We start from the raw sequence: 25,097 nt of genomic DNA on the forward strand, positions 1-25,097 counted from the left end.
CCGATTAAGATTTCAAGCGCTTACGCTTTGTGATGCAACGTTTTCGCCCTCGCCATGTTATTTGGGGCACCAGATAAAACGGAGGACCAAATGGGTATCCAGACTGTTTCCGATGAGCTTTATCGTCGTCATGAACGCGAATGGGCGGAGTTGCGCAACGCGGTTGAAGCAAGCGAAGCCAACCAACGGCAGCAGGAGAAGGCTTCCGGCCAGACCTCCTGCGATCATAAGACGTCTGGCCACCAGTAAGTCTTGCCACCCTGCCTCGAAACGCCGCGAAAGCGGCGTTTTTTGTTGCCGTCTCAGCGCTCGGGCAGCGCTGGGGCAGCGCTCGGGCAGCACCGGCGGCAAGCCCCGGTAACCAAATGCGAAGGAACAATTGGTAGCGTCTCCCCATCGCGATTCGAACAGGAGACAGACGATGGCTGCACGCAAACGCACCACCCGCTCGCCCAAGCGCTCCACCAAGCGTTCAGCCAAATCTTCGGGCTCGTCCACTCCCCTGCTCGCGCTGGCCGCCATTCTGGGTCTCGGTGCCTTCAGCCTCTGGGCGACGTCCCAGCACAAGAGCCCACAGGCTGCGATAACAGCGCTCTTCCAGCGCCCTGTGTCCAGGCCGGTTGCGCAGCCCGCCGCGAAAACGGAACCGAAGGCGACCGTCACCAGCAAGGCCCCTGAAAGCAAGTCACCGTCGAAGGATTATGGCGCTGCGGTCGGCCCGGTGCCACGCCCGTCCGCGCCCGTTGCGGCGCCCGCTCCGCAAAAGCCGGTGCAGCAGGCTGCAATCCAGACCGCCACCCCACCGCGCCCCGCAAATCAGGTCGTTGCGCCCCAGCCGCCCGCGGCTGCGTTGCGCTCAATGCCGCCGCGCGGCGTCAACACACCGGCAAGCTCGCCTTCGGTGATCTACGCCAAGGCGCGCCTCACCATCCACAAGAATGCCTGGGACAAGTCGCCATCCATCGGCGTCGTGGAAAAAGGCCGCGAGATGCGCTCTTATGGAAAGACCGGACGCTGGCATCGCGTGATCGTCCCGAAGACGAACATGATCGGCTGGGTGCATGAGGACCAGCTTATCGGCGGACGCAACAAGCCGGACAGCGCCAGCCTGATAACCGGCTCGATTGCCAAGAAGCAGCAAACCGCGACCGTAGCGCCGTCCAGACAGGCTCCGCGTCCAGCGCATTCCCGCATGGAGCCGCCAAAAGCTGTCGGCCAGAAGAATTGATCCAGAATGTTGGATCAGACCGCCTGCGCCATTGCTTCAAGCTGTCGGTCACCCGGCAGATAATCGAATCCTGCTTCAATCAGCGATGAAGTGTCCGCGACCAGATCGCCATAAAGCTGGTCGTAAAGCCCGCTTTTGCCCGCTGCCGAAAGCAGGAGCCGCATGACGACCGGCGGAATCGGCACAAGCCGCGAAGGCTTTCCCAAGGCAGCCCGCAGCTTCGTCACCAGTTCCTTCGTGGAACGTGGTTGTGGTTCAGCAAGGTGAAACACGCGCCCGGCAACCTTTTGCGCAGGCGCAACGCTTAGAAATGTCAGCGCGCGCGCGACATTCTCCAGCGACACAAAGCTGCGCCGGTTGTTTGCCAGACCGAAAGGCAGCGGCAATCCGCTGTCGCAGAGCCTTATCAGCGCTTTCAGGTTCGCCCGCGCTCTCGGGCCATAGACCAGAACCGGACGTGCGATGACGATCTCTATCCCGCTTAGTTCCCGCAGATCGGTTTCGGCCCTGGCCTTGGCGCGCCCATAATCGTCACGCGGCTTCAGCGGCATGTCCGGCGTCAAGGGCGACGGGTTTCCCGCGACCGTATAGATCGTGGATACGAAAACGAAGCGCTTTACACCGGCCGCCTTTGCCCTGGCGGCAAGTTCCACCGCCAGCCGATGATTGACCGCATCGAATGTTGCGGCATCGGGACGTTCCGCGCCCGTCCGATGCGCGAGTGCCGCACAATGGACGACTGTTTCCACGCCTGAAAGGTCCGGACCGGACAGCGCGTTTCGGGACAGAGGCAGCGCTTCGTGCCCCTCACCGGCCAACATTTGCGTCAGTGCGCTTCCGATGAAACCGCCTGCCCCTGTGACCGCTATCCTCATCCTCAGCGTTCCGGCTGTTCGCTGTCGGCCAGAACCTGTGCGGCGAGCGTGCGCGTGATGCGGCTTTTCTGCTCCAACGCCGCGCGGTCGAGCTTGTCGACGATGCGGATTGCAGACAGAAGCGAGCGCTCTATCCGGCTGACCAGGTAGGCGACGACATGGGGCTCCACGCTCACCTGCCGGTCAGCAAAGAGCTTGTGAATGACGCCTGAAAGCAGCAAGTCGTCCGGTTCGGCGATTTCCACGACGGTCGCAGCCTTGAGGCGCGACGCAAGATCGGGAAGCTTGACGTTCCAGTTCGCGGGCCACAGCCGTGAGGTCATGAGCAAGGAAGGTCCAATTCCCTGCGCCGCATTCTGCCGGACGCTGTTGATGAGGTGGAAAAGCCCCGTTTCATCGAAAGGCGTGGCGCCAATATCGTCGATCAGCACGGGATATTCGGCAGCGCCATTCACGGCTTCTTCGGTGATGCTGGAAGGGTCGACCAGAAGCGCGCCCGTTCCGGCCCGCCAGATTTCCGCCAGATGCGTCTTGCCCGAGCCGGTCGGTCCGGCAAGGATGGTGACGGGCGACAGCCAGTTCGGCCAGCGGTCGATGAGGTCGACGGCGGCCCGGTTGGAGCCCGTGACGATCAGGTCCTCCCGGTGGTAACCGGGCTGATGCTCAAGGTTCAACGGAATCTGGCGCGGTGCCTCACGCATCGCAGCCTCCTGCACATCCTGTTGTAACGCCCGGCCCGTCACGACCCAATTTCATTTCTCTCTGCCCGCACTCTCGCCCGCCTCGATCAGCGGCCCCGCATCCGGGTCCGGCTGATGGTAGGCAGGATCATACATCGGTGAGTGGAGATAGCTATTCAATGCGAACCGCACAAGCACCCCGACCGCCGCCGCGGCAGGCACCGCCACCAGCATTCCGGTGAAGCCGAACAGCGAGCCGAAGGCGAAAAGCGCAAACATGAGCCAGACCGGATGCAGGCCCACGGACGAGCCGACGAGCTTCGGCTGGAGGATGTTGCCTTCCACGAACTGGCCAAGGAAAAACACGCCCGCGACGGCGCAGATCATGATCCAGTCGGGCCAGAACTGGACCAGCGCCACGCCGATGGCGAGCGCCAGCCCGACAAAGGAGCCGATATAGGGAATAAAGCTGATGAGACCGGCGAAAAAGCCGATCAGCAGGCCGAAATTGAGCCCCGTCAGCGTAAGGCCGATGGCGTAATAGGTTCCAAGAATGAGGCAGAGCGTTCCCTGCCCGCGAATGAAACCGGCAACGGCGGCGTTCATCTCGCGTGCGATGCGGCGCACGGTGTGAAGCTGGCGGCGCGGTACCCATGAATCGATGCTCGAGACCATGCGGTCCCAGTCCAGAAGCATGTAGAATGCGACCACCGGTGTGACGACGAAAAGGCCCGCAATATCGATCAGCGATTTCCCCGAATTCCACAGGGACTGAAGCAAGGTCGAGAGGAAACCGGCGCCTTGCTGGAGCAGCGAGCTCAGATTCTGCTGAATGACGGAACTGTCAATGCCGATGTATTTCTTCAGCCACTGCGAATCCTCATTCGCCAGAAGCGATTGCAGCTGGGTGATGTATTCGGGGATTTTGGAAATGAAATCCGCAAGCTGCGTTGCGAGGATCGGCACGACGATCATCAGGCCGAGGACCAGCGCCATCAGGAAGATGAGCAGGATGACGACCGTGGCGGCAAGCCGCGAAAGGCCGAGGCGCTCCAGCCGGTCCGCAACGGGATCGAGGAAGTAGGCCAGCGCCATCCCGGCCACGAAAGGCAGCAGGACGGAACTGAACACGACGAGAAACAGGACGAAGACCGCGACTGCGCCCACCCAGAACATCGCCTGACGGCGCACCGAAGAGCCGGTCAGCGCACCGACTTCCACATTGACGTGAATGTCGCCGTCGCGAACCTTCGCTTCCGATTGACGGATCGTTCGGCTGGCGGTGGTGCGCGTGGATGTCGGTTTCTTGACCATGTGCGTCCATTTTAAAGGAAAACTGTTGGATAGAACCAGTCCTGATAGCAGAACGGCGTTACGGATGTCTTATTGCAGTCGCGGACAAGTTAGAACGGTTGCCGAGGATTGCAATGTCTGTGCGAAAGGCCTGACGAAACACAACCTTTCTGTCGGATGATGGGCAGCGCTTTACAATTTTAGTCGGAATTCTGCGCTGTTTCACTCTTTTCGGGCCTTGTGGCCTTGCAGGCAGCGCCGTCTCATGGCATTGCGCGCACATTCTCTGTTTATCGCATTTTTCCTGAGCAAAACCGTTATACGCTTTTGCCGAAAATGCATTAGACAACTGCGTGGATAAGCGCCCATTTCAGGAGCAGGCCATGACCATGGAAAACAAGCCCGCCAATAAGCCCGCCGACAAGTCTGCCGCCCATAATGGCCTGACCTATGCGCAGGCTGGCGTCGACATCGATGCCGGCAACCTGATGGTCGAGAAGATCAAGCCGCTCGTGCGTTCCACGCGGCGCCCCGGTGCGGACGGAGAGATCGGCGGCTTTGGCGGCCTGTTCGACCTCAAGGCCGCAGGCTTCAAGGACCCGGTGCTCGTTGCCGCCAATGACGGCGTCGGCACCAAGCTGAAGATCGCCATCGACGCCGACAAGCACGACACGGTGGGCATCGATCTGGTTGCCATGTGCGTCAACGATCTCGTTGTTCAGGGTGCCGAGCCACTTTTCTTCCTCGATTATTTTGCGACCGGCAAGCTTTCGCCGGACCAGGGCGTGGACATCGTTGCGGGCATTGCCGAAGGATGCCGTCAGGCCGGTTCTGCGCTGATCGGCGGTGAAACCGCTGAAATGCCGGGCATGTACCGCGACGGCGATTACGATCTTGCCGGTTTCGCGGTTGGCGCGGCTGAGCGCGACCGCCTGCTGCCGCGCGGCGACATTGCCGAAGGTGACGTCATTCTCGGTCTGGCTTCGTCCGGCGTTCATTCCAACGGATTTTCGCTGGTGCGCCGCATCGTCGAGCTTTCCGGCCTCGGCTGGAAGTCCGATGCGCCGTTCCAGCCGGGCGCGACGCTCGGTGAAGCGCTGCTCACCCCGACGCGTATCTATGTGAAGCCGCTTCTCGCCGCGATCCGCGCTTCGGACGGCATCAAGGCGCTGGCGCACATCACTGGCGGTGGTTTTCCCGACAATATTCCGCGCGTCCTGCCGGAAGGTCTTGCCGCCGAAATCGACCTTGCCTCCATTTCCGTTCCGCCAGTCTTCTCATGGCTTGCCAAAACCGGCGGCGTCGCGCCGAACGAAATGCTGCGCACCTTCAATTGCGGCGTCGGCATGATCGCTGTCGTGAAGCCTGAAAAGGTCGATGAAGTCGTGGCAGCGCTTGCCACCGAAGGCGAAAAGGTCGTCACGCTGGGCCAGATGGTCAAGCGCGAAAAGGATGGCGTCGTCTACAAGGGCCAGCTTGCGCTATGAGCCGCAAGCGGGTCGTCATCTTCATTTCGGGCGGCGGCTCCAACATGGGAGCGCTGATCCGCGCCGCGCAACCTGCGGATTTTCCAGCCGAAATAGTGGCCGTATTCTCCGACAAGGCAGAAGCTGGCGGTCTTGCCAGGGCGCAAGGCGCAGGCGTTGCGACGCAGGTCTTCAAGCGCAAGGATTACGCCTCGAAGGATGAGCATGAAGATGCCATTCTGGAAGCCCTTGCCGCGTTGCAGCCGGACATCATCTGCCTTGCCGGTTACATGCGCCTTCTGTCGGGCCGCTTCATCGCTCCCTATGAAGGCCGCATTCTCAACATTCACCCTTCCCTGCTGCCGCTCTTCCCCGGACTGCACACCCATCAGCGGGCGCTGGATGCGGGCATGAAAGTCGCAGGCTGCACCGTTCATCTGGTGACCGAGGGGATGGATGAGGGTCCAATCCTGGCGCAGGCCGCAGTGCCGGTGCGCGCCGGAGATGATGCTGAAACACTTGCAGCGCGCGTCCTCAAGGCCGAGCACCAGCTTTATGCCGCCGCCCTTCGCAAATTCGCCGCCGGAGAGGCAGGGGATCGGGCAGAGATTCAGGCAGATAGCGTAATTGTCAGCGTCTGATCCGCGGCAAAATCATCACACACGAAGTTTTTTGTTAACAAAACTTTAATTTCCCGCAAAAAGCTCTAATTCCCCCTCGTAACGGAACTTGCTTCGGCAAACCCCGTTAAGAGTCGTGGAAAGCGATTCTTTCAATATGTTTTCAGAAGAGGACAAAGACATGTCTCTCCGTTTCTCGACTTCCTTCCTTTCGGCAATGGCCGTGGTTTCCGGCCTTGCGGTTACGGCTCCAGCTCTCGCAGCCGACTTCGTAGCTCCTCCCGCTTCGGGTCGTACCCAGCCACGCTCGGAAGTCGGTATGCTGTCCTGCGACATCTCCCCGGCTATCGGCGTAATCATCGGCAGCCAGCAGGATGTGGATTGCGTATTCCGGCTTGCCCGCGGTCGCGGCCCGATTGAGCATTACACCGGCACCATCACCAAGCTCGGCGTCGATGTCGGCTTCATCAATGGTGGCCGTGTCGCCTGGGCCGTATGGGCTCCGAGCGTTCGTCCGGAAGGCGCGCTTCAGGGCCGTTATGTCGGTGCTTCCGCCAATGCAGCCATCGGCGTCGGCTTCGGCACCAATATCCTGACGGGCGGTTCGTGGAAGACGATTTCGCTTCAGCCGATTTCGCTTCAGGGCCAGCGCGGCCTGAATGCCGCCGTGGGTGTTTCCAAGCTGAAACTGCGTTACGCCGGCTAACGGGCAGCGCGAATAAACAACAACGCGGGGCGCATATATAGTTTATATATGCGCCCCGGCGTTGTTGGATTAATATTTATGCATTTATTTTGCGTATCCAGATCTTGGTATCGTGCACCGCAAGCCCGCCATAGGGAGCTGCCGGTTCGGCGCCGATCAGGATGTTGATCCCCTCGCCGCGCTCGAAGGTGGAATTGGGGAAAATGCCCTCGGAAACAACGACACCGCGTTTTTGCCCCGCGCGCAGCACGGCATAAAGCACCAGCTCGCCGCGATGATTGCCGATCTCGATGCGCTCGCCGTCCTCTATGCCAAGCTCTGCCGCATCGTCGGGATGGATCAGTAGTTCGGGCCGGATTTCCTTGGCAAGCGATGTCGGCGTCTCGGCAAAGGTCGAGTTCAGGAAATTATGGGCCGGTGAGGTCGTCATGCGGAATGGATGTTCGGAATCCGCCGTTTCAATCACTTCCCAATGGTCCGGAAATTCCGGAATGGAATGATGAGGCCCCTGAAGTCCCATGACTTCCGGCGGCTTGTTGGGCGAAGGGCTTCCCGTCCAGTCCGGGCGGAAGCGGAACTTGCCGTCCGGCCATTTGAAACCGTTGATATAATGCGCTTCCTCGAAGGGCGGTTGCAGATCGACAAACCGCTTTTCCTTCAATTCGTCGAAATGCGGCAGATCGCTATTGGCATTCATGTTGTCGATCAGCGTGCGCTCGTCCAGGTCGAAGCCCGGCAGATGCCCTACGCCAAGCCGTTTCGCCAGTTCGTTGATGACGAAGATGTTCGGACGCGCATCGGCAAGCGGCTCGATCAGCTTCGGCCCGAGCACGACATGCTGCTGCCCGCCGCCGCGATAGATATCGTCGTGTTCGAGGAATGTGGTCGCAGGCAGGACGACATCGGCCATCTTCGCCGTATCCGTCATGAACTGCTCATGCACGGCAACGAACAAATCCTCGCGCGCGAAGCCCTTGCGGACCAGCCGCTGTTCCGGCGTCACATTCATCGGATTGGTGTTCTGGATCAGCATGGCCATGACGGGCGGCCCGCCATAAAGCGCTTCCGGGTCACCGGTCAGGATGCGTCCGATCTTCGACTGGTCGAGAAAGCGGAGGCTCACATCCTGCATGGCGCGACCTTCGATCTCGCGCTTGTCCATCTTGAAGATGCCGGAATTGGAATGAAACGCCCCGCCGCCTTCATGAAGGAAAGCGCCCGTCACGCAGGCGATCGAAGCGGCAGCATGCATGTTGACCGCGCCATTGCGCTGGCGGGTGAAACCATAGCCGAGGCGGAAATAGGTTCGTTTGGTCTTGCCGACGAGATGAGCAAATGCCTCAATCTCTTCAACGGACAGGCCGGTGATCGCAGCCGCCCATTCCGGCGTGCGGGTCTGAAGATGCTTTTCAAGCCCCTTCGGATCGTCGGTATAACGCTCCAGATAATCCCAGTCAGCCAGACCGTCGCGGAACAGCACATGCATGACCGCGCAGGCAAAGGCGCCATCGGTTCCCGGCTTCAGCACGATGCCCATATCCGCCTGCCGGACTGTCGCATTGGCATAAACGTCGATGACGACGATCTTGGCACCGCGTTCCTTGCGCGCGCGGACCGCATGGGTCATGACATTGACCTGCGTTGCGGCGGCATTGGTGCCCCAGATGACCACGACATCGGCCTTGGCCATTTCACGCGGATCGGGACCGGTCAGGCTGCCGGTTCCGGCGAAATAGCCGGTCCAAGCCATATTGGTGCAGAAACTGTCGAACTGGTTGGAATAACGCTTGGCAAAGCGCAGACGATTGATCGAGTCGCGCTGCACCAGCCCCATCGTGCCTGCATAATAATAGGGCCAGACGCTTTCGCTGCCATAATCCTGTTCGGCTTTCAAAAAACGCTCTGCGATGAGATCAAGGGCTGCTTCCCACGAAGCCTGCTTCCACTGCCCCTCACCTTTTGCACCGGCGCGAACCAGCGGGTGCTTCAGGCGGTCGGGGTGATGCACACGCTCCGCATAGCGCGCCACCTTGGCGCAGATGACGCCAGCGGTGTAGCTGTTGTCCTTTGCGCCGCGCACGCGCCCGATGGTGCGCTCGTCGAGAATTTCCACGTCGAGTGCGCAGGTTGACGGGCAATCATGCGGACAGGCCGAATGACTGATCTTGATATTCGAAATGGGAGCGTGCTGGTTCATACTACTTTATTAGCTCAAGCCACTTGCCGCAGAAACGAATTTCTGCCGGAAGATTGTAACTGTGACGAAATAAATTTTCACGACAGGCGCAATGAAATCGCGCCGAAGACAATAAGCCCGGCAGCTACAAAGCGCGGCAGGCCGACTTTTTCTTTCAGTACCACGAAGGAAATGAGCACGCCGAAGAGGATCGCCGTCTCCCGCAGTGCCGCCACGACGGCAATCGGGGCCATGGTCATCGCCCAGAGCGCCAGGCCATACGACCCCAATGTGCCCACCCCGCCGATCATGGCCGGTCGCCAGTGATTGCGCAGGTAATGGATGAAGCGGTCCGGCTCGCGATAGAATGCCCAGCCGGCGAGCGGTATGGCGTTCATCATGAACAGCCACAGCGTATAGGAAATCGGCTCTCCCGAAACGCGGACGCCAAGGCCATCGATGATCGTATAGCTGGCAATGAAACCGGCATTGGTGAGAGCCAGCAAGGCCGTGCGGCTTGAAGCACCGCGATTTCGGCGCCGGGCATCAAGCGCCATCGCCAGCACGCCGGAACAGATCAGGATGATGCCAAGCCAGCTTTGCCAGCCCATGACCTCGCCCACCAGAGGCGCGCTCACCAGCGCCACCAGCAAGGGCGGCGTGCCGCGCATGATCGGATAGGCTTCGCTCATGTCGCCGGACTTATAGGCCGCAGCCACCAGCGACATGTAAAAGGTCTGCGTGACCGTCGACAGAAGCATGTAAATCCAGCTTGCGGGATTCGGCAGCGGCAGAAAAGGCACGATGAAAAGGGCGATCAGCCCCGCAGCGCCGGTAACGCTGGCGGCGCTGAAGAACTTGTCTCCGCTCCCCTTTACGATTGCGTTCCAGCTCGCGTGGAGGAACGCGCCAAAGAGGACGATCAGAAGGACGCCACCAGACATTTCGGGACTCGACTCAGAGGATAGGAGCAGATGTTGAAGGTTGTATGTCACATTTGTGACAGGAGAGATATTGCAGCAACGACGCAGTACCCGCTCCAAAAGTCGCGAATTTCGTCGCCGCCTGCCGCTTTTTGATTGAGACACCGGGGCGTTTGCCATTCCCGGCCTCTTGCCGAAAACAGGCCAACATGAAACAAGCGCAGCCATGAACTATCGTCACGCCTATCACGCCGGAAATTTCGCGGATGTCGTCAAGCACGTCATCCTGACCCGTCTTGTCGAATATCTGAAGCGCAAGGATCAGGCCTTTCGCGTCATCGACACCCATGCGGGCATCGGCCTCTATGACCTGAAAGGTATCGAGGCTGGGAAGACCGGCGAATGGACGGGTGGCATCGACCGCATCGTGGATGCGGTGAAGAAAGGGCAGATCGAGCAGCCAGCGCTGGAATTGCTGGAGCCCTATCTCGCCGCCGTCCGCGCCGTCAACGAAGGCGAAAAGCTCCGTCATTATCCGGGTTCGCCGCTTGTCGTGCGGCATCTTCTGCGCAAGCAGGACCGTTTGTCCGCGCTGGAACTGCACCCGCAGGATTCGGCCAGGCTGGCAAAACTCTTCGACGGCGACTATCAGGTGCGCGTGACCGAACTCGACGGATGGCTGGCGCTTGGCGCGCACCTTCCGCCGAAGGAAAAGCGCGGCATGGTGCTGGTTGATCCGCCTTTTGAAAAGGAAGGCGAATTCGACCGTCTGGTCGACGGGCTGGCCAAGGCGCACAAGCGTTTCGGCGGCGGCATCTATGCGCTGTGGTATCCGGTGAAGGACCGCAGGGAAACCGAACGGTTCACCAAACGCCTGCGTGAAACCGGCATTCCCAAGATCATGCAGATCGAGCTTGCGATTCGCGCGCCTTCTGCAGAACCGCGCCTCGATGGCACGGGCATGATTGTAGTCAATCCGCCTTTTACACTCGAAAGTGAGATGCAAACCCTGCTTCCCTGCCTTACCAAGCTTCTGGCCGAGGAAAAGGGGAGCAATTTCAGCCTCAAGTGGGTGCGCAGCGAGACGGATCGCACTTGACCCGGAGAAATTGCTAGCAGAAACTGCGCCTCGACGAGGCTTCGGTCATCACAGAATTCAGCGAGCTGGCTCGCAATTTCGGACAGGATAGAGATATGCAACGAACCCTGGATCGCATCGGACAGTTTTCACGCGCAGCCGCTTTCGCCGCAGCCGTCCTTCCCCTGACGCTGGCTTCCCTGCCAGCGAGCGCCGCAGACTATCTTGCCCCGGCACCCGCAGGTGTTGCAGATGCGGGTGCGTGCAGCCAGCAGAGCGTGCTGCGCTCCGTGGTTTCCGATTTCGGCTATCAGGTGCGCCACGTCCCGAACCTGCCGCAGGTCGGCATTTCGGCCATGAGCGACGTTCAGCTGACGCGGTATGAGCCGAAGACCAACCCTGCCCAGATTGAGCGCACCTATTGCAAGGCGACCGCCGTTCTGAGCGACGGTCAGTATCGCTCGGTCTGGTATATGGTCGAGGAAGGCCAGGGCTTTGCCTCCATGGGCCGCAACGTCGAGTTCTGCGTCGACGGTTTCGACCGCTGGTATGTATACGACGCCCGGTGCCGCGTTCTTCGCTAGTGGTCTGATCCCGACATTTGCATCCCTCGGATATGAGCGCTGAGCAAATGTCGGAACCAAAAGACCACTGGTATCTGCTCTTGGAGTCGCCATGCCGGTCTCCCGCTTTTTGATTCAGACAACTGACGCCTTGAGCAACGATTGAGTGGAGGGCATATGCTGCGGAAGTTTGGCGCTGCTGCGATTACGTTGCTTGCAGCGGCAACGGCGAATGTTCTGGCAGCCCTGCCTGCACGCGCTGATGATATTCCGGGCGAGTTCGATTTCTACGTCCTCGCCCTTTCCTGGTCGCCAAGCTATTGCGCATCGGAAGGCCCACGCGCCAACAAGCAGCAATGCGGCACTAGCCGGCCTTTCGGTTTCGTGGTGCATGGTCTCTGGCCGCAGAACGAATGGGGTTATCCGGCGAACTGTCAGGTGGACAATAACCGAAGCGGCGGCAGCTATGTGCCGCGGCGGATTATTTCCAGCCTGTCGGACATCATGCCTGCTGCGGGCCTCGTCGCCTATCAATGGCGCAAGCACGGGAGTTGCTCGGGCCTTTCACAGAATGATTACTTCGCCACGCTGCGCAACGCTTTCGATCAGGTCAACATTCCGCACAGCCTGCGCAGTCTGGCCAGCGGGACGGCGGGCGGGCGACGCGTGGACCCTATCCTTGTCGAAAAAGCGTTCATCGCAGCCAATCCCGGCATGAAGCCGGACGGTATTTCGATCAGCTGCAAGCGGAATTATCTGCAGGAAGTCCGCATCTGCATGACAAAGGACCTGCAATTCCGTTCCTGCGATGAGGTGGACGCCAATGCCTGCCGAAGCCGCTCCGTGATGATGCCCGCCACGCAATAGACCCTACATAGCCTGTTCAGGAAATTACGATGACACAGATTCTCTATTCACCCGCCTCGCCCTATAGCGCGAAGGTTCGCATGGCCGCCCATCACGCCGGCATTTCGTTTGAAAGCGTCATCGTCAACACTTCGGCGGAACCGGCGGATCTTATTCAGGCCAATCCTCTCGGAAAGATTCCAACGCTTTTGGCGGATGACGGCAAGGCCGTCTTCGACAGCCGCGCGATCACCCAGTACCTGAACCGGGTTTCGGGCAACAAGCTTTTCCCGCGCAATGCGGAAAAGCGTACCGATGCCGAGCGCTATGAAGCCATCGCCGATGGTCTTTGCGACGTGCTGCTGGCCCATGTCTATGAACGGCGGATGCGCCCCGAAGAGAAGGTCCACCAGCCCTGGCTCGACCTGCAATGGCGCAAGGCCGAGCGGGCGCTCGACCTTCTGAACGAAGCGCCGCCCCGCCTTGCGGGCAAGCTGCATGTGGGACATATCGCCGTTGCCGCAGCGCTTGGCTATCTGTCGCTGCGCTTTGAAGGCAAGTGGGAGTGCAACCGCTCCAAGCTCAAGCGCTGGATGAAGCGTTTTCAGGAGCTACACCCGGAACTGACCGAACTTCTGCCGCGCGGCTGATTGATTTGAAAATGAGGAAACCCCGGATTTTCCGGGGTTTTCTTTTGCGGATCACTCGCTTTTATCGATCGCCTGCAAAATGCGGTAAGCGGCCTTTATGCGCTCATCGTTTGGATAGTTCCGGTTGGCGAGCAAAACAATGCCGGTCTTCTTCGCGGGGACAAAGGCCGCATAGGCGCCAAAACCCTTGGTCGAGCCGGTCTTGTTGATGAACATATCCGCCGAGGGCGCGTGTGGGGGATCGAATTTCTCGATCTTGTGCGATTTCAACGCCATATCCGACGAATTGCCAGCGAGAAGCGTCTTGAGCGTGACCGGATAGGTATAGATTTCCCAGCCGAGACCCTGATTGTTCGCCCCGACACGGTAATAACCCGTATGCGTGGCGACGACGGCTTTCTGGAAGTCGGACGCAAGCGAGGCGCTGTCGATATTCAGCTCCACGAAGCGAAGGAGATCGGGCGCCGTGGTCTTTATGCCATAAGCCTCCGCATCCCGCGTGCCGCTTGCCACCCGGGTCGGCTTGTCGGCCTTGGCGTAGCCATAGGCATAGTCCTTCATCCGGCTTTCCGGCACATGGACGAAAGTGTTCTTCAGGCCGAATGCGGGCAGAAGCTTCTGCTCCATCAACACGTCGAACGGCTGGCCCATGCTGCGCGCTGCGAGATAACCGAATAGCCCGATGCTGGGGTTCGAATAACGGCGCTGGGTGCCCGCCGGGTAATCCGGCTTCCACTTTCTGAAATAGGCCAGCATGGAACGGTCGTCGGTGACAGCATCGGGGAACTGCAAGGGCAATCCTCCCGGCGTATAGGTTCCAAGATCCAGCATGGTGATCTTGTCGAAACTGCTGCCCGCAAGTTCGGGAGCCCATCTGGTCGCGGGATCGGACGGGGAGAATGCGCCGGTAGCCAATCCATAGCCGCCAAGCGTCGCGGTGAAGGTCTTGCTGATCGAGCCAATTTCGAAAATCGTATCCTCATCGACTTTCTGCCCGCTTTCCTTCGACGCCACCCCGTAACCGAAGAAGTGGCTTTTGCCATCGATGCTTATGGCAACGCCCATGCCGGGGATTTTCTGCCCGGCCATGAGCGGGCGTACGGTTTCATCGACAATGCGGCGCAGTTCGTCGTCATTTATCGTGCCTGCCGCCAGAGCGCCGCCGGCGGGGATGATGGCTGAACCAGCAAGGAAACCAATCAAAAGCGTCGTATATTTTCTCATGACAGATGAATAAACCTCATGATTATGCATTCGGCTGCGTCTCAACCGAGACATAGCCGTCGCTGCGCGATCCATTATACTGAAACCCGTTTCCCACGGGATATAAGCCTTTCAGGCCCTGCTGATATACGATGCTTGCGCTGCGGCGACAAACGACGTTATCTAGCATTTGACATTAGAAAAATTTGGGTCTTCATGGTTCGTCCGCATCTTCCACTCAATTCGCTGCGCGCCTTCGAAGCGTCGGCGCGCCACCTCAGCTTCACCAAGGCCGCGATCGAGCTCTGCGTCACGCAGGCCGCTGTCAGCCATCAGGTCAAAAGCCTTGAGACCCGGCTGAATGTGACGCTGTTCGAGCGCCTGCCGCGCGGGCTGATGCTGACCAGCGAAGGGGAAACGCTGCTCCCCACATTGAAGGACGCATTCGACAGGATTGCCGGAACGCTCGAACGTTTCGAGGCGGGGCATTACCGGGAAATATTGCGGGTTGGCGCGGTGGGGACGCTGGCCGTCGGCTGGCTTCTGCCACGTCTGCGCGACTTTCAGAATCGCTATCCGTTCATCGACCTGCGGCTTTCGACCAACAACAACCGGGTGGATATTGCGGCGGAGGGGCTGGATTACGCCATCCGGTTCGGCAGCGGCGCTTGGCACGGCATCGATGCAACGCGATTGCTGGAAGCGCCCTTGTCGCCGCTTTGCATTCCCGAACTTGCGCGCGAATTGCGAACACCGGCCGATCTTGCGCGCCACACGTTGCTGCGCTCCTACCGTGCCGATGAATGGGCGCGGTGGTTTCTGGCGGCAGGCGTCACGGGCGACATGCCCCTGCCCCGAAGCATCATGTTCGATTCGTCGCTTGCGATGATGGAAGGCGCCATGCAGGGAGCGGGTATTGCGCTTGCGCCGCCGCTGATGTTTTCCCGGCAATTGCTGTCGGAAACCATCGTCCAGCCATTCGAAACGACGGTGACGATGGGCAGTTACTGGCTGACGCGGCTGCAATCGCGCGCGGAAACCGAAGCGATGTCGGCTTTTAGCGGCTGGCTGACAGATGCCGCGACCAACTGAGCCCAAAAACGGCGCAACAAAAAACCGGGCAGTTGCCTGCCCGGTTTTCCGTGTTCAATTATCAGATAATTAGAACTTGTAGCCAACGCCGACGCGGATGTCGTGGGTGTCGAGCTTGTTACGGACCGACTCGGTGCCAAGATCATAGGTCTTGTTGCCGAACTGGGTGTAACGGTATTCGACGCGGCCCAGGATGTTGTCCGTGAGCTTGGCTTCCAGACCTGCACCAGCAGTCCAACCAACGCGGAACTTGCTTTCGTCGTCAAAGCCGTTGTCGAGCTTGACCTGCTTACCAGCAACACCGGCGGTGATGTATGGCATGACCGGGTTCAGGTCGTAGCCGAGACGGCCACGCAGCGAGCCTTCGAAGCCTTCCTTGACTTCCAGGCCGTTCTTGGACTTCTTGGCCCACGAGTAGCCGGCGTCGCCTTCAACACCGTATACGAACTGGTCCTGCTGGAAGTTCCAGCCCGCGTAAGCGCCAGCCTTCATGTCGTCCGGCTTGATGCTGCCGTCGGTGTTGGTCTTGACCTTGTTCCAGCCGTAGCCGAGGTACAGACCGGTGTAGCCGCCAGCCCAGCTGTACTGCGGAGCCATTTCGACCGGAGCCGGAACAGGAGGCTGTTCCTGGATCGCGTCAGCAGCGAAAGCAGTCGCAGAGAACGGCAGCAGCGCAGCCGAGGCGATTACGAGAGACTTAAGAGTGCGCATAGCATTCTCCTTACACAAATTACCTTTTGCGCGGTCCCTTATCGGGCGGGCGACATTGGGAGTAATCGTCCATGCCGCGCTGACAGGACCGACATATCGGCGGTAATTGCGGCACGAAATGCCCGCTTCTGTGGAGAGAACCTGACGAGAACGTGGCAAAATTGCGATGTTGCATTATCGCAACGCCCGTTGCGGGCACCTATATAGTGGGAGGATGGTGTCGGTGGCGTCGCACGCCGCAAGGTCAGACGAAACGAAGTCGCTGAAATCCCTACAAATTTGTCAGCTATGAATGTTGCGGATGCTATTTTTAGCTGCAATTTTCCGACCGAAGTGGCATGAAATCGATTGAAGAATCTCGATAAGAAAGTGTTTACCGTGTTGAATGATCACGAGCCTCGCCTGCTTGCCAAATGTCCGGTTCTGGTAACCGGCGGCGCACGGCGCATTGGAAAGGCAATCGTCGAAGACCTTGCCGCCCATGGCTTCCGGGTTGCCATACACTGCAATCACTCCGTCGATGACGGCGCGGCCCTTGCCGCAGCCATAAACGAACAAGGCGGAAAGGCCTGTGTCGTGCGCGCCGACCTTGCCTCGGAAACCGATGTCCGCAACCTTGCCCGGGATGCAGCGAAGCTGATCGGGCCGATCCGGCTTCTGGTCAACAATGCATCGCTGTTTGAAGACGACCGTATCGGGCAACTGGACATGGCGCTTTGGGACAAGCACTTTGCGATCCACCTCAAGGCGCCGGTCCTGCTGGCCGAGGAAATGGCGAATGCCCTGCCCGACGGCGAGGACGCGGTTGTCGTCAATGTAATCGACCAGCGCGTATGGAAGCTCAATCCGAACTTCTTTTCCTATACGCTTTCGAAGACGGCGCTGTGGAATGCCACCCGAACCATGGCGCAGGCGCTCGCGCCTCGTATCCGGGTCAATGCAATCGCGCCGGGCCCCACATTGCCGAGCGAACGGCAAAAGCCGGGCGATTTTGAACAGCAGGTTGAACAACTTCTTTTGCAGCGCGCGCCGGAATTGTCGGAATTTGGGCGTACTGTTCGCTATTTCTGGGAAAGCCGCTCCGTCACCGGCCAGATGATCGCCCTTGACGGCGGACAGCACCTGGCATGGGAAACCCCGGATATTGCAGGAATTACCGAATGACTGGAAACCGCAAGAACAATGAGGATGCTGTCGCCAACCTGCCGCCCGACGACGAGCAGGACGTGGCCGGTATCATCATTGGCGACGCGGAGACCGAAGAGGATGACGAGAGCGACGATATAGTCGATGCTCCCGCATCGCCGTCGGCAGCCGATTCCATCCAGTGGGATTCCTCCGATGGCCTGCCGGATATCGAAGGCCTGAGCGGGCAGGACATCATCAATGCGTTCGTGAAGCGCCTGCCGAACAATCCGGGCGTCTATCGCATGTTCAACAGCGATGGCGACGTGCTCTATGTCGGCAAGGCGCGCAATCTCAAGAAGCGCGTGTCCAACTATGCGCGCGGCATCGGCCATTCCAATCGCATAACGCGGATGATCCGCGAAACGGTGACGATGGAATTCGTCGTCACCCGCACGGAGACGGAAGCCCTGTTGCTGGAGGCCAATCTCATCAAGAGATTCGCCCGCGCTTCAACGTGCTGATGCGCGACGACAAGTCGTTTCCTTATATTCTGCTGACCGGCGACCATCGGGCGCCCGGGATCTTCAAGCATCGCGGCGCCCGGTCGCGCAAGGGCGACTATTTCGGCCCCTTCGCTTCCGCCGGGGCCGTAGGCCGCACGATCAACGCGCTTCAGCGCGCTTTCCTGCTGCGAACCTGCACGGATTCGGTTTTTGAAACACGAACCCGCCCCTGCCTTCTCTATCAGATCAAGCGCTGTTCCGGCCCCTGCACGCATGAGATCAGCGACGCGGACTATGCCGAGCTGGTGAGCGAGGCCAAGGCGTTTCTTTCCGGCAAGAGCCAGTCGGTCAAGGATCATCTGTCAGCCGCGATGCAGGCCGCATCGGCGGACCTCGATTTCGAGCACGCAGCCGTTTACCGGGACCGTCTGGCGGCGCTCTCGCATGTCCAGTCGCATCAGGGCATCAATCCGCAGACGGTTGAAGAGGCAGACGTTTTCGCCATCCATCAGGAAGGCGGCATGACCTGCATTCAGGTCTTCTTCTTCCGCACCGGCCAGAACTGGGGCAATCGCGCCTATTTCCCGAAAGCCGACAGTTCGCTCGGTCCCGCGGAAGTTCTCGGTGCCTTCCTGTCGCAGTTCTATGACGACAAGCCATGCCCCCGTCTCGTCCTGTTGTCCGAGACCGTGGAGGAACAATCGCTCATCGCCGAAGCGCTCTCGACGCGCGCCGGACACAAGGTGCAGGTCAACGTGCCGCAACGCGGCGAGAAGAAGGACCTTGTCGATCACGCGCTCACCAATGCGCGCGAGGCGCTTGGGCGGCGGCTTGCCGAAACATCGTCGCAGGCCCGTCTTTTGCAGGGTATGGCCGAGACCTTCGGCCTGTCGCAGCCGCCGCGCCGGATCGAGGTGTATGATAACTCCCACATCATGGGCACGAATGCTGTCGGCGGCATGATCGTCGCCGGGCCGGAAGGCTTCGTCAAAAATCAGTATCGCAAGTTCAACATCCGCTCGACCGACATTACGCCAGGCGACGATTTCGGCATGATGCGAGAAGTGATCGAGCGGCGTTTCTCGCGGCTGGTCAAGGAACACGGCACGCCGGAAGAACCGACCGACGCCGAAGTAACGGATACGTTTCCAGCCTGGCCCGATGTCATCCTGATCGACGGCGGGCAAGGCCAGGTGGGCGCCGTGCGGCAAATTCTTGGCGAGCTTGGCATCAGCCATCTTGTCAATGCCATCGGCATCGCGAAGGGCGTCGACCGCGAAGCGGGACGCGAACGCTTTTTCGTGGAAGGCAAGCAGGCCTTCACGCTGCCGCCGCGCGATCCGGTGCTCTATTTCATCCAGCGTCTGCGCGACGAGGCCCACCGGTTCGCCATCGGCACGCACCGCGCCCGGCGCAAGAAGGAAATGGTCAAGAATCCGCTCGATGAAATCGCGGGAATCGGCCCGTCGCGCAAGCGTGCGCTCCTGCATCATTTCGGGACCGCAAAGGCGGTTTCGCGTGCTGCGGTCGAGGACCTCATGCAGATCGACGGCATTTCGGAAGCCATGGCGCGGACGATCCACGACCATTTCCGGGATCGATGACACAAACTTGTCCGGGAATCATCTACAAGCGTCATTAGAGCGCATCCTGAAAAGTGTGAAACGGCTTTCGGATAAGATGCGTGTCAAAACAAAGGATTAGAGCGCCGATCTGATCCAATCAGATCGAAACGCGCTCTAAGTCTCGGGCGAACATGTTAGCGGGAGTTGATTTTATGTCATATCCCTGTTGATGTGCGACTGACAAACATGCGGCGGAACGAATGCAGAAGAATCATACCCTCTCCCTACCCAATATCCTCACGTATGGCCGGATTATCGCCGTGCCTCTTGTGGTGTTGTGTTTCTTTATCGAGGGACGGTTGGAGTCGAGCGATTTCGCCCGCTGGACAGCTCTCGGATTGTTCGCCTTCGCCAGCATCACCGACTTTTTCGATGGCTATCTCGCCCGCATCTGGAAACAGACATCGACCATTGGCCGCATGCTCGATCCGATCGCCGACAAGCTTCTCGTATCGGCCATCCTGTTGCTGCTTGCCGCTGACGGCACGATTGCCGGCTGGACGCTCTGGGCCGCCATCATCATCCTTTGCCGCGAAATCCTGGTTTCGGGCCTGCGCGAATATCTTGCCGAGCTGAAGGTCAGCGTGCCCGTTTCGCGCCTCGCCAAATGGAAGACGACCGCACAGATGATCGCGCTTGCCTTCCTGCTGGCAGGCCCTGCCGGTGACAAGATCATGCCCTATGTAACGGAAACAGGCATTGTCCTGCTTTGGGTATCGGCCCTTCTGACGCTTTACACGGGCTGGGATTACTTCAAGGCGGGCCTCAAACACGTGATGGATTGATCCAGTGGCGGTAAAACTCGTCTATTTCGCATGGGTGCGCGAAAAAATCGGCAAGGGTGAGGAGACTATCGAACTCCCCTCGCCCAAAACGACCGTTGGCGACCTCATCGGCCATCTGAAATCGCTTGGGCCGGAATATGATGCCGCTTTCGAGCATGAGCATGTCATTCGCGCCGCGATCAATCAGGAACATGCCGAGCATGATGAACTGGTGAATGACGGCGACGAAGTCGCGCTCTTTCCGCCCATGACGGGAGGATGAGATGAGCGGGCAAGCTCCATGCCCACTGTTCGTCGGCATAAGAAGCGAAGATTTCGACACGGCGGCGGAACTGCGCAAGCTCGAACAGGGGCGCACGGATATAGGCGCCATCGTCACCTTTACCGGTCTTTGCCGCGACGAAAGCGGCACGCTTTCCGCGCTGGAACTGGAGCACTATCCCGGCATGGCCGAAGCGGAAATAACCCGCATCGCCCGACAGGCCATCGCGCGCTGGCCGATAACCGCACTTACGATCATTCACCGTTACGGGCTTATCAGGCCCGGCGAAAACATCGTTCTGGTCGCTGCGGCCTCGTCGCATCGCCACGCAGCTTTCGAGGCCGCCTCGTTCCTGATGGATTACATGAAAACCGATGCTCCGTTCTGGAAAAGGGAGCATCTCGCTGACGGTTCGGTCGGCGGATGGGTATCGTCCAAAGAGGAAGACGAAAAGATACGCGAACGCTGGAAACAGTCCTGATCTTCCGATCAGGGGCCCACTATTGATCTCAATTTTTCATTTTAATCGCGAATTAACTATTTAACCCCCTAGAATAGTGGGTAATTTAGCTGGCGTGTTCTTGCGCCGCCACAATTTTCACACGAAGATTTCGCTATTGTCGATATCATGAATCAGATGCCGACAGGCGATGATGACAGACAGACTGGAATCCGCATCAGCGCCATCTGTCTTGCAACAAACAACGCATGCGGGAACGGAAGTTTCGGGCTTTAACGATGCGAAATGGATTGGCGAAAACCCTTTCAATTGCTGCGGCACTTGTGGTCGGCATTGGCGCGCTTGGCGGCGCTGCCTTGTTCCTGACCACCTCGATGCCGACAAGCAGCCTGGCGGCGGAAAAGACCGTCAGCGGCAAGGTCGTATATCGCGAGCGGATCGCGCTGCCGCCGGAAGCAAGCCTGACGGTCCAGCTTTCCGACGTCTCGCTGGCCGATGCCCCTTCCGAGGTCATCGGCGAAACGCGGATCGAATCCGTTCAGGGATCGCCGATCCCGTTTGCCATCAATTTCGATATGGACCAGATCCAGCCCGGCCATAGCTATGCCTTGCAGGCGCGCATTTCGGCGGGCGACACGCTGTGGTTCGTCAATGACGAACGCTATGCGATCGATCCGGAAAACCCCGGCGAACCTGCGGAAATCAAGGTTGTGATGGTGCGCAAGAGCGGTGACGAAGGCGCTGCCATCGGCATCGAGGGCAAGGACTGGCTCGCGGAAGACATTCAGGGCGGCGGCGTGATCGACAATGCCCAGACAACCCTGACGGTTTCGACCGATGGCGCGGTCAGCGGGTCGGGCGGCTGCAACCGCTATTTCAGCAAGGCGACCGTGACCGGCGAAAATATTTCCTTCGCCGAGATCGGATCGACCTATGTCCAGTGCCCGCCTGCCCTCATGAACCAGGAACGCAAGTTCCTCGACGTGCTCGGCAAGACCCGGTCCTACAAGATCGATATGGGCAAGCTCGTTCTCTTCGACGACGAAGGGAAGGAAGTGGCAAGGCTCGCGCAGAGCCTTTGAAACCTGTTTCCACGCATCGCCCAGACAACAAAAAAGCCCGCCGGGAAGGCGGGCTTTTTCTTTATATTCTCGTTGGGATCAGCCGACGATTTCGGTGCCCGAGAACCAGTATGCGATTTCTTCCGCAGCGGTTTCCGGAGCGTCCGAACCGTGTACGGAGTTTTCGCCGATCGACAGGGCGAATTCCTTGCGGATGGTGCCTTCGTCAGCGTTTGCCGGGTTGGTCGCACCCATGACTTCGCGGTTCTTGGCGATGGCGTTTTCGCCTTCCAGAACCTGAACGACCGTCGGGCCAGAAGACATGAATTCGGTCAGTTCGCCGAAGAAAGGGCGATCCTTGTGAACAGCATAGAAGCCTTCAGCTTCACGCAGGCTCATCCAGACGCGCTTCGAAGCGACGACGCGCAGGCCAGCTGCTTCGAGCTTGGCGGTGATTGCGCCGGTCAGGTTGCGGCGGGTCGCATCGGGCTTGATCATGGAGAAGGTACGTTCGATTGCCATTATGACACCTTGTGCTGGAATTTTCAGAAAAGTGAGGCTCTATACCGTCGATAGCCCCGATTGCCAAGAGGCGAACCGATTAGCACCTTGAGACGACAGAAAATTGATTGCATAGATGATGCCGCGCCGATTCAGCCTCGCGGAAGCGGCGCCGACGGGTGGTCAGGGGGTTCTCGTGGAACAGCATTTTCAAATGTTCGCCTATTACAACCGATGGGCAAATGAACTGGTCTATGCCGCCGCTGCCCAGTTGAGCGACGAGGAATACAGGCTCGATCTCGGTCTCTTCTTCGGCTCCATCCATCGCACACTCAATCATCTGCTCGTCGCCGACCGCATCTGGATGAAACGCTTCACCACGGAAGGCGATCATCCGAAGACGCTTGATGCGATCATTTCCGACAATTTCATCATGCTGCGCGATCTGCGGCAGGCGGAAGACGCGCGCATATGCCGCTATGCGGACGGCCTCGACGCGCAGAAACTCGGCGGGCGCTACAGCTACACGGCGCTCAACGAAATGCGCACGATAAGCCAGCGGCTTGCCCCGTCGCTTGCCCATATGTTCAACCACCAGACCCACCATCGCGGACAGATCCATACCGCCTTTACCAGACTGGGAACGGAAGCGCCGTCGCTCGATCTCATGCATTTCCTGCGGACGGAAGGCGGGCGGCGTTTCGCCTGACTGATGTTGATACTTGCGGAAACGCTTCAAGCCGTGCAAAAGCGCTTTCATCATGCTTATCCTTGACGACATCTCCGTAAGAATTGCCGGACGCCTCCTGATCGACCATGCCAGCGTAACGCTGCCGGCGGGATCGAAGACGGGTTTCGTCGGCCGTAACGGCACCGGCAAATCCACGCTGTTTCGCGTCATCACGGGCGATCTCGCGCCGGAAACCGGCAGCATCTCGCTTCCGAAGAACACCCGTATCGGCCAGGTCGCGCAGGAAGCGCCCGGCACCGACGAAGCGCTGATCGAAATCGTCATGAAGGCGGACAAGGAGCGCGCGGCGCTTCTGGAGGAAGCTTCCACCGCGACCGATCCGCACCGCATTGCGGAAATTCACACCCGCCTTGCCGATATCAACGCTCACTCTGCGGAAGCGCGCGCCGGTGCCATTCTGTCCGGCCTCGGTTTCAGCGCGGAAGCGCAACGCCAGCCGGCATCGGCCTTTTCCGGCGGCTGGCGCATGCGCGTCGCACTGGCTGCGGTTCTCTTCGCCGAACCGGACCTGCTGCTGCTCGATGAACCGACCAACTATCTCGACCTTGAAGGCGTGCTTTGGCTGGTCGATTATGTGAAGCGCTATCCGTACACGGTCATGATCATCAGCCATGACCGCGATCTCCTGAACTCGGCCACGTCATCGATCATGCATCTTGACCAAAAGAAGATCAGCTTCTGGCGGGGCAATTACGACCAGTTCGAGCGGCAGCGGCATGAGATGCTGGAATTGCAGCAGAAGGCCCATGCCAAGCAGGAAGCCCACCGCAAGCACATGGAATCCTTTGTTGAGCGTTTCCGCGCCAAGGCCAGCAAGGCCCGTCAGGCGCAATCGCGCATGAAGGCGCTGGAAAAGCTCAAGCCAATCGAGCTTTATGTGGAAAGCAATGTGCAGCCGTTCCGCTTCCCGGATGCGGAAAAGAAGGCCGCCTCACCGATCATCGCTCTGGACAACGCCGATGTGGGCTACGTGCCGGGCAAGCCGGTGCTGCGCAATGTGACGCTGCGCATCGACAATGACGACCGCATCGCGCTCCTCGGTTCCAACGGCAACGGCAAGTCGACGCTGGCCAAGCTGATTGCCGGTCGCCTGACGCCCGAAAAGGGCACGCTCACGGTTTCGCCCAATCTGAAGGTTGCCTTCTTCGCCCAGCACCAGCTTGACGATCTGGTTCCCGAGGACAACGCCATCGAGCACGTGCGCAAGCTGATGCCGACAGAACCCGAGGCCAAGGTCCGCGCGCGCGTTGCGCAGATGGGCCTTTCGACCGAAAAGATGCTGACACCGGCCAGGGATCTTTCCGGTGGTGAGAAAGCGCGCCTCCTGATGGGGCTTGCGACCTTTCACGGTCCGAACCTGCTGATCCTCGACGAACCGACCAACCATCTCGACATTGACAGCCGCGAAGAGCTTGTGCATGCGCTCAACGCTTTCAACGGCGCGGTGATCCTGATCGCCCACGACCGCCATTTGATCGAAGCGACGATGGAACGGCTGTGGCTGGTCCGCGAGGGTGGCGTGAAGACGTTTGAAGGCGATCTCGACGAATACCGGCAGATCGTTCTGGCCGACGCCAAGGGAGAACCGGTTTCCGACCGCGACGACAACGCCAGGGTCAACAAGGCCGAGCAGCGAAAACTCGCTGCCCAGAAACGCGAAGCCATGGCGCCGCTGCAAAAAAAGATCAAGGAAACCGAAGCCTTGATCCAGAAGCTGCAGAAACAGATTCAAGTCTTCTCGTCACAGCTCGAAGATCCGGCTCTTTACGAGAAGGAGCCTCAAAAGGCGATCCGGATCAACAAGGAGATGAGCGATGCACGCTCTGCCCTTGCGGATGCAGAGGACAAATGGCTGGAACTCTCGACCGAATATGAAGAAGCGATGGCGGACTGATCCGCCACCGCTGGCAA

Annotated in this window: 25 protein-coding genes and 1 pseudogene; 18 read left to right on the forward strand and 8 right to left on the reverse strand. The window is 59.3% G+C overall.

All coding sequences use genetic code 11. From position 1 onward, the window contains the following. Nucleotides 1-90 precede the first annotated feature (90 nt). Both ACS5UA_RS14170 and ACS5UA_RS14175 read left to right on the forward strand, forming a co-directional pair. Nucleotides 91-249 carry a hypothetical protein gene (locus ACS5UA_RS14170; RefSeq protein WP_006472432.1) on the forward strand — a complete coding sequence of 53 codons (159 nt, stop codon included), beginning with the start codon at nt 91-93 and terminating at the stop codon, nt 247-249. A gap of 172 nt (nt 250-421) precedes the next feature. Next, nucleotides 422-1,228: a hypothetical protein gene (locus ACS5UA_RS14175; RefSeq protein WP_039852477.1), complete on the forward strand. Its 807-nt coding sequence runs from the start codon at nt 422-424 to the stop codon at nt 1,226-1,228. A gap of 14 nt (nt 1,229-1,242) precedes the next feature. On the opposite strand, the gene ACS5UA_RS14180 is transcribed toward ACS5UA_RS14175, so the two are convergent. From ACS5UA_RS14180 to ACS5UA_RS14190, 3 genes are read right to left on the reverse strand one after another with little or no spacing between them, the layout of a single operon-like run. After that, nucleotides 1,243-2,103 carry an NAD-dependent epimerase/dehydratase family protein gene (locus tag ACS5UA_RS14180; RefSeq protein ID WP_443101412.1) on the reverse strand — a complete coding sequence of 287 codons (861 nt, stop codon included), beginning with the start codon at nt 2,101-2,103 and terminating at the stop codon, nt 1,243-1,245. Nucleotides 2,104-2,105: 2 nt separating this feature from the next. Further along, nucleotides 2,106-2,804, reverse strand: coding sequence for a DnaA regulatory inactivator HdaA (hdaA, locus tag ACS5UA_RS14185; RefSeq protein WP_006472435.1), 699 nt, complete (start codon nt 2,802-2,804; stop codon nt 2,106-2,108). A 51-nt stretch (nt 2,805-2,855) separates the two neighbouring features. Further along, complete coding sequence (locus ACS5UA_RS14190; protein ID WP_443101413.1) at nt 2,856-4,097, reverse strand: AI-2E family transporter; 1,242 nt, start codon at nt 4,095-4,097, stop codon at nt 2,856-2,858. A gap of 362 nt (nt 4,098-4,459) precedes the next feature. Between ACS5UA_RS14190 and purM the strand changes: the two genes are divergently transcribed. The 3 genes from purM to ACS5UA_RS14205 all read left to right on the forward strand — a co-directional run bounded on the left by purM (nt 4,460) and on the right by ACS5UA_RS14205 (nt 6,868). Continuing rightward, the gene (gene purM / locus ACS5UA_RS14195) at nt 4,460-5,563 is read left to right on the forward strand and encodes a phosphoribosylformylglycinamidine cyclo-ligase (RefSeq protein ID WP_050790995.1); all 1,104 of its coding nucleotides are present in this window, start codon (nt 4,460-4,462) and stop codon (nt 5,561-5,563) included. Further along, nucleotides 5,560-6,183 carry a phosphoribosylglycinamide formyltransferase gene (purN, locus tag ACS5UA_RS14200; protein WP_443101414.1) on the forward strand — a complete coding sequence of 208 codons (624 nt, stop codon included), beginning with the start codon at nt 5,560-5,562 and terminating at the stop codon, nt 6,181-6,183. Before purM ends, purN begins: the two co-directional genes overlap by 4 nt. Before the next feature lie 160 nt (nt 6,184-6,343). Further along, a complete protein-coding gene (locus ACS5UA_RS14205; RefSeq protein WP_443101415.1) occupies nt 6,344-6,868 on the forward strand; it encodes a DUF992 domain-containing protein in 525 nt (174 codons plus the stop codon). A 76-nt stretch (nt 6,869-6,944) separates the two neighbouring features. On the opposite strand, the gene ACS5UA_RS14210 is transcribed toward ACS5UA_RS14205, so the two are convergent. Both ACS5UA_RS14210 and ACS5UA_RS14215 read right to left on the reverse strand, forming a co-directional pair. Then, entirely contained in the window at nt 6,945-9,065 is a 2,121-nt protein-coding gene (locus ACS5UA_RS14210; protein ID WP_443101416.1) for a molybdopterin oxidoreductase family protein, read from the reverse strand. 77 nt (nt 9,066-9,142) lie between these two features. Continuing rightward, nucleotides 9,143-9,988, reverse strand: a complete 846-nt coding sequence (locus ACS5UA_RS14215) for an EamA family transporter (protein ID WP_443101417.1) — start codon at nt 9,986-9,988, stop codon at nt 9,143-9,145. A gap of 205 nt (nt 9,989-10,193) precedes the next feature. Between ACS5UA_RS14215 and ACS5UA_RS14220 the strand changes: the two genes are divergently transcribed. From ACS5UA_RS14220 to ACS5UA_RS14235, 4 genes are all read left to right on the forward strand, one after another. Next, nucleotides 10,194-11,066: a 23S rRNA (adenine(2030)-N(6))-methyltransferase RlmJ gene (locus ACS5UA_RS14220; protein ID WP_039852475.1), complete on the forward strand. Its 873-nt coding sequence runs from the start codon at nt 10,194-10,196 to the stop codon at nt 11,064-11,066. A 95-nt stretch (nt 11,067-11,161) separates the two neighbouring features. Further along, nucleotides 11,162-11,629, forward strand: coding sequence for a phage portal protein (locus ACS5UA_RS14225; RefSeq protein WP_006466434.1), 468 nt, complete (start codon nt 11,162-11,164; stop codon nt 11,627-11,629). Nucleotides 11,630-11,785: 156 nt separating this feature from the next. Then, nucleotides 11,786-12,475, forward strand: coding sequence for a ribonuclease T2 family protein (locus tag ACS5UA_RS14230; protein ID WP_151566458.1), 690 nt, complete (start codon nt 11,786-11,788; stop codon nt 12,473-12,475). A gap of 29 nt (nt 12,476-12,504) precedes the next feature. Then, the gene (locus tag ACS5UA_RS14235; protein ID WP_443101418.1) at nt 12,505-13,104 is read left to right on the forward strand and encodes a glutathione S-transferase; all 600 of its coding nucleotides are present in this window, start codon (nt 12,505-12,507) and stop codon (nt 13,102-13,104) included. Nucleotides 13,105-13,155: 51 nt separating this feature from the next. Here ACS5UA_RS14235 and blaOCH read toward each other — a convergent pair whose 3' ends face one another. After that, nucleotides 13,156-14,328: an OCH family extended-spectrum class C beta-lactamase gene (gene blaOCH, locus ACS5UA_RS14240; RefSeq protein WP_443101419.1), complete on the reverse strand. Its 1,173-nt coding sequence runs from the start codon at nt 14,326-14,328 to the stop codon at nt 13,156-13,158. 195 nt (nt 14,329-14,523) lie between these two features. Here blaOCH and ACS5UA_RS14245 point away from each other — a divergent pair, with 195 nt between their 5' ends. Further along, nucleotides 14,524-15,399: a LysR substrate-binding domain-containing protein gene (locus ACS5UA_RS14245; protein ID WP_443101420.1), complete on the forward strand. Its 876-nt coding sequence runs from the start codon at nt 14,524-14,526 to the stop codon at nt 15,397-15,399. Nucleotides 15,400-15,468: 69 nt separating this feature from the next. On the opposite strand, the gene omp25 is transcribed toward ACS5UA_RS14245, so the two are convergent. Then, nucleotides 15,469-16,110, reverse strand: coding sequence for an outer membrane protein Omp25 (gene omp25 / locus ACS5UA_RS14250; RefSeq protein ID WP_006472445.1), 642 nt, complete (start codon nt 16,108-16,110; stop codon nt 15,469-15,471). 348 nt (nt 16,111-16,458) lie between these two features. Between omp25 and ACS5UA_RS14255 the strand changes: the two genes are divergently transcribed. The 6 genes and pseudogenes from ACS5UA_RS14255 to ACS5UA_RS14280 all read left to right on the forward strand — a co-directional run bounded on the left by ACS5UA_RS14255 (nt 16,459) and on the right by ACS5UA_RS14280 (nt 21,955). Beyond that, nucleotides 16,459-17,274, forward strand: coding sequence for an SDR family oxidoreductase (locus ACS5UA_RS14255; RefSeq protein WP_443101421.1), 816 nt, complete (start codon nt 16,459-16,461; stop codon nt 17,272-17,274). Beyond that, a pseudogene (gene uvrC, locus ACS5UA_RS14260) lies at nt 17,271-19,345 on the forward strand (excinuclease ABC subunit UvrC). Before ACS5UA_RS14255 ends, uvrC begins: the two are co-directional and overlap by 4 nt. A gap of 221 nt (nt 19,346-19,566) precedes the next feature. After that, nucleotides 19,567-20,151, forward strand: coding sequence for a CDP-diacylglycerol--glycerol-3-phosphate 3-phosphatidyltransferase (gene pgsA, locus ACS5UA_RS14265; protein ID WP_443101422.1), 585 nt, complete (start codon nt 19,567-19,569; stop codon nt 20,149-20,151). Nucleotides 20,152-20,155: 4 nt separating this feature from the next. Beyond that, nucleotides 20,156-20,413 (forward strand): molybdopterin converting factor subunit 1, encoded by a 258-nt coding sequence (gene moaD, locus ACS5UA_RS14270; protein WP_006466425.1) that lies wholly within the window; start codon nt 20,156-20,158, stop codon nt 20,411-20,413. Between the two features lies 1 nt (nt 20,414). Further along, nucleotides 20,415-20,894: a molybdenum cofactor biosynthesis protein MoaE gene (locus ACS5UA_RS14275; protein ID WP_121994416.1), complete on the forward strand. Its 480-nt coding sequence runs from the start codon at nt 20,415-20,417 to the stop codon at nt 20,892-20,894. Nucleotides 20,895-21,151: 257 nt separating this feature from the next. Further along, the gene (locus ACS5UA_RS14280; protein ID WP_443101423.1) at nt 21,152-21,955 is read left to right on the forward strand and encodes a YbaY family lipoprotein; all 804 of its coding nucleotides are present in this window, start codon (nt 21,152-21,154) and stop codon (nt 21,953-21,955) included. A gap of 78 nt (nt 21,956-22,033) precedes the next feature. Here the strand turns inward: ACS5UA_RS14280 and ndk are convergent, their stop codons facing one another. Further along, on the reverse strand, nt 22,034-22,456 hold the full coding sequence (ndk, locus tag ACS5UA_RS14285; RefSeq protein ID WP_006466421.1) for a nucleoside-diphosphate kinase: 423 nt from the start codon (nt 22,454-22,456) through the stop codon (nt 22,034-22,036). A 175-nt stretch (nt 22,457-22,631) separates the two neighbouring features. Here ndk and ACS5UA_RS14290 point away from each other — a divergent pair, with 175 nt between their 5' ends. Both ACS5UA_RS14290 and ACS5UA_RS14295 read left to right on the forward strand, forming a co-directional pair. Next, nucleotides 22,632-23,144 carry a DinB family protein gene (locus tag ACS5UA_RS14290; RefSeq protein ID WP_100648603.1) on the forward strand — a complete coding sequence of 171 codons (513 nt, stop codon included), beginning with the start codon at nt 22,632-22,634 and terminating at the stop codon, nt 23,142-23,144. Between the two features lie 52 nt (nt 23,145-23,196). Then, on the forward strand, nt 23,197-25,080 hold the full coding sequence (locus tag ACS5UA_RS14295; RefSeq protein WP_443101424.1) for an ABC-F family ATP-binding cassette domain-containing protein: 1,884 nt from the start codon (nt 23,197-23,199) through the stop codon (nt 25,078-25,080). Nucleotides 25,081-25,097 lie beyond the last annotated feature (17 nt).

It is taken from the genome of Brucella sp. RRSP16, from assembly GCF_052246815.1.
Classification (GTDB): Bacteria; Pseudomonadota; Alphaproteobacteria; order Rhizobiales; family Rhizobiaceae; genus Brucella; species Brucella intermedia.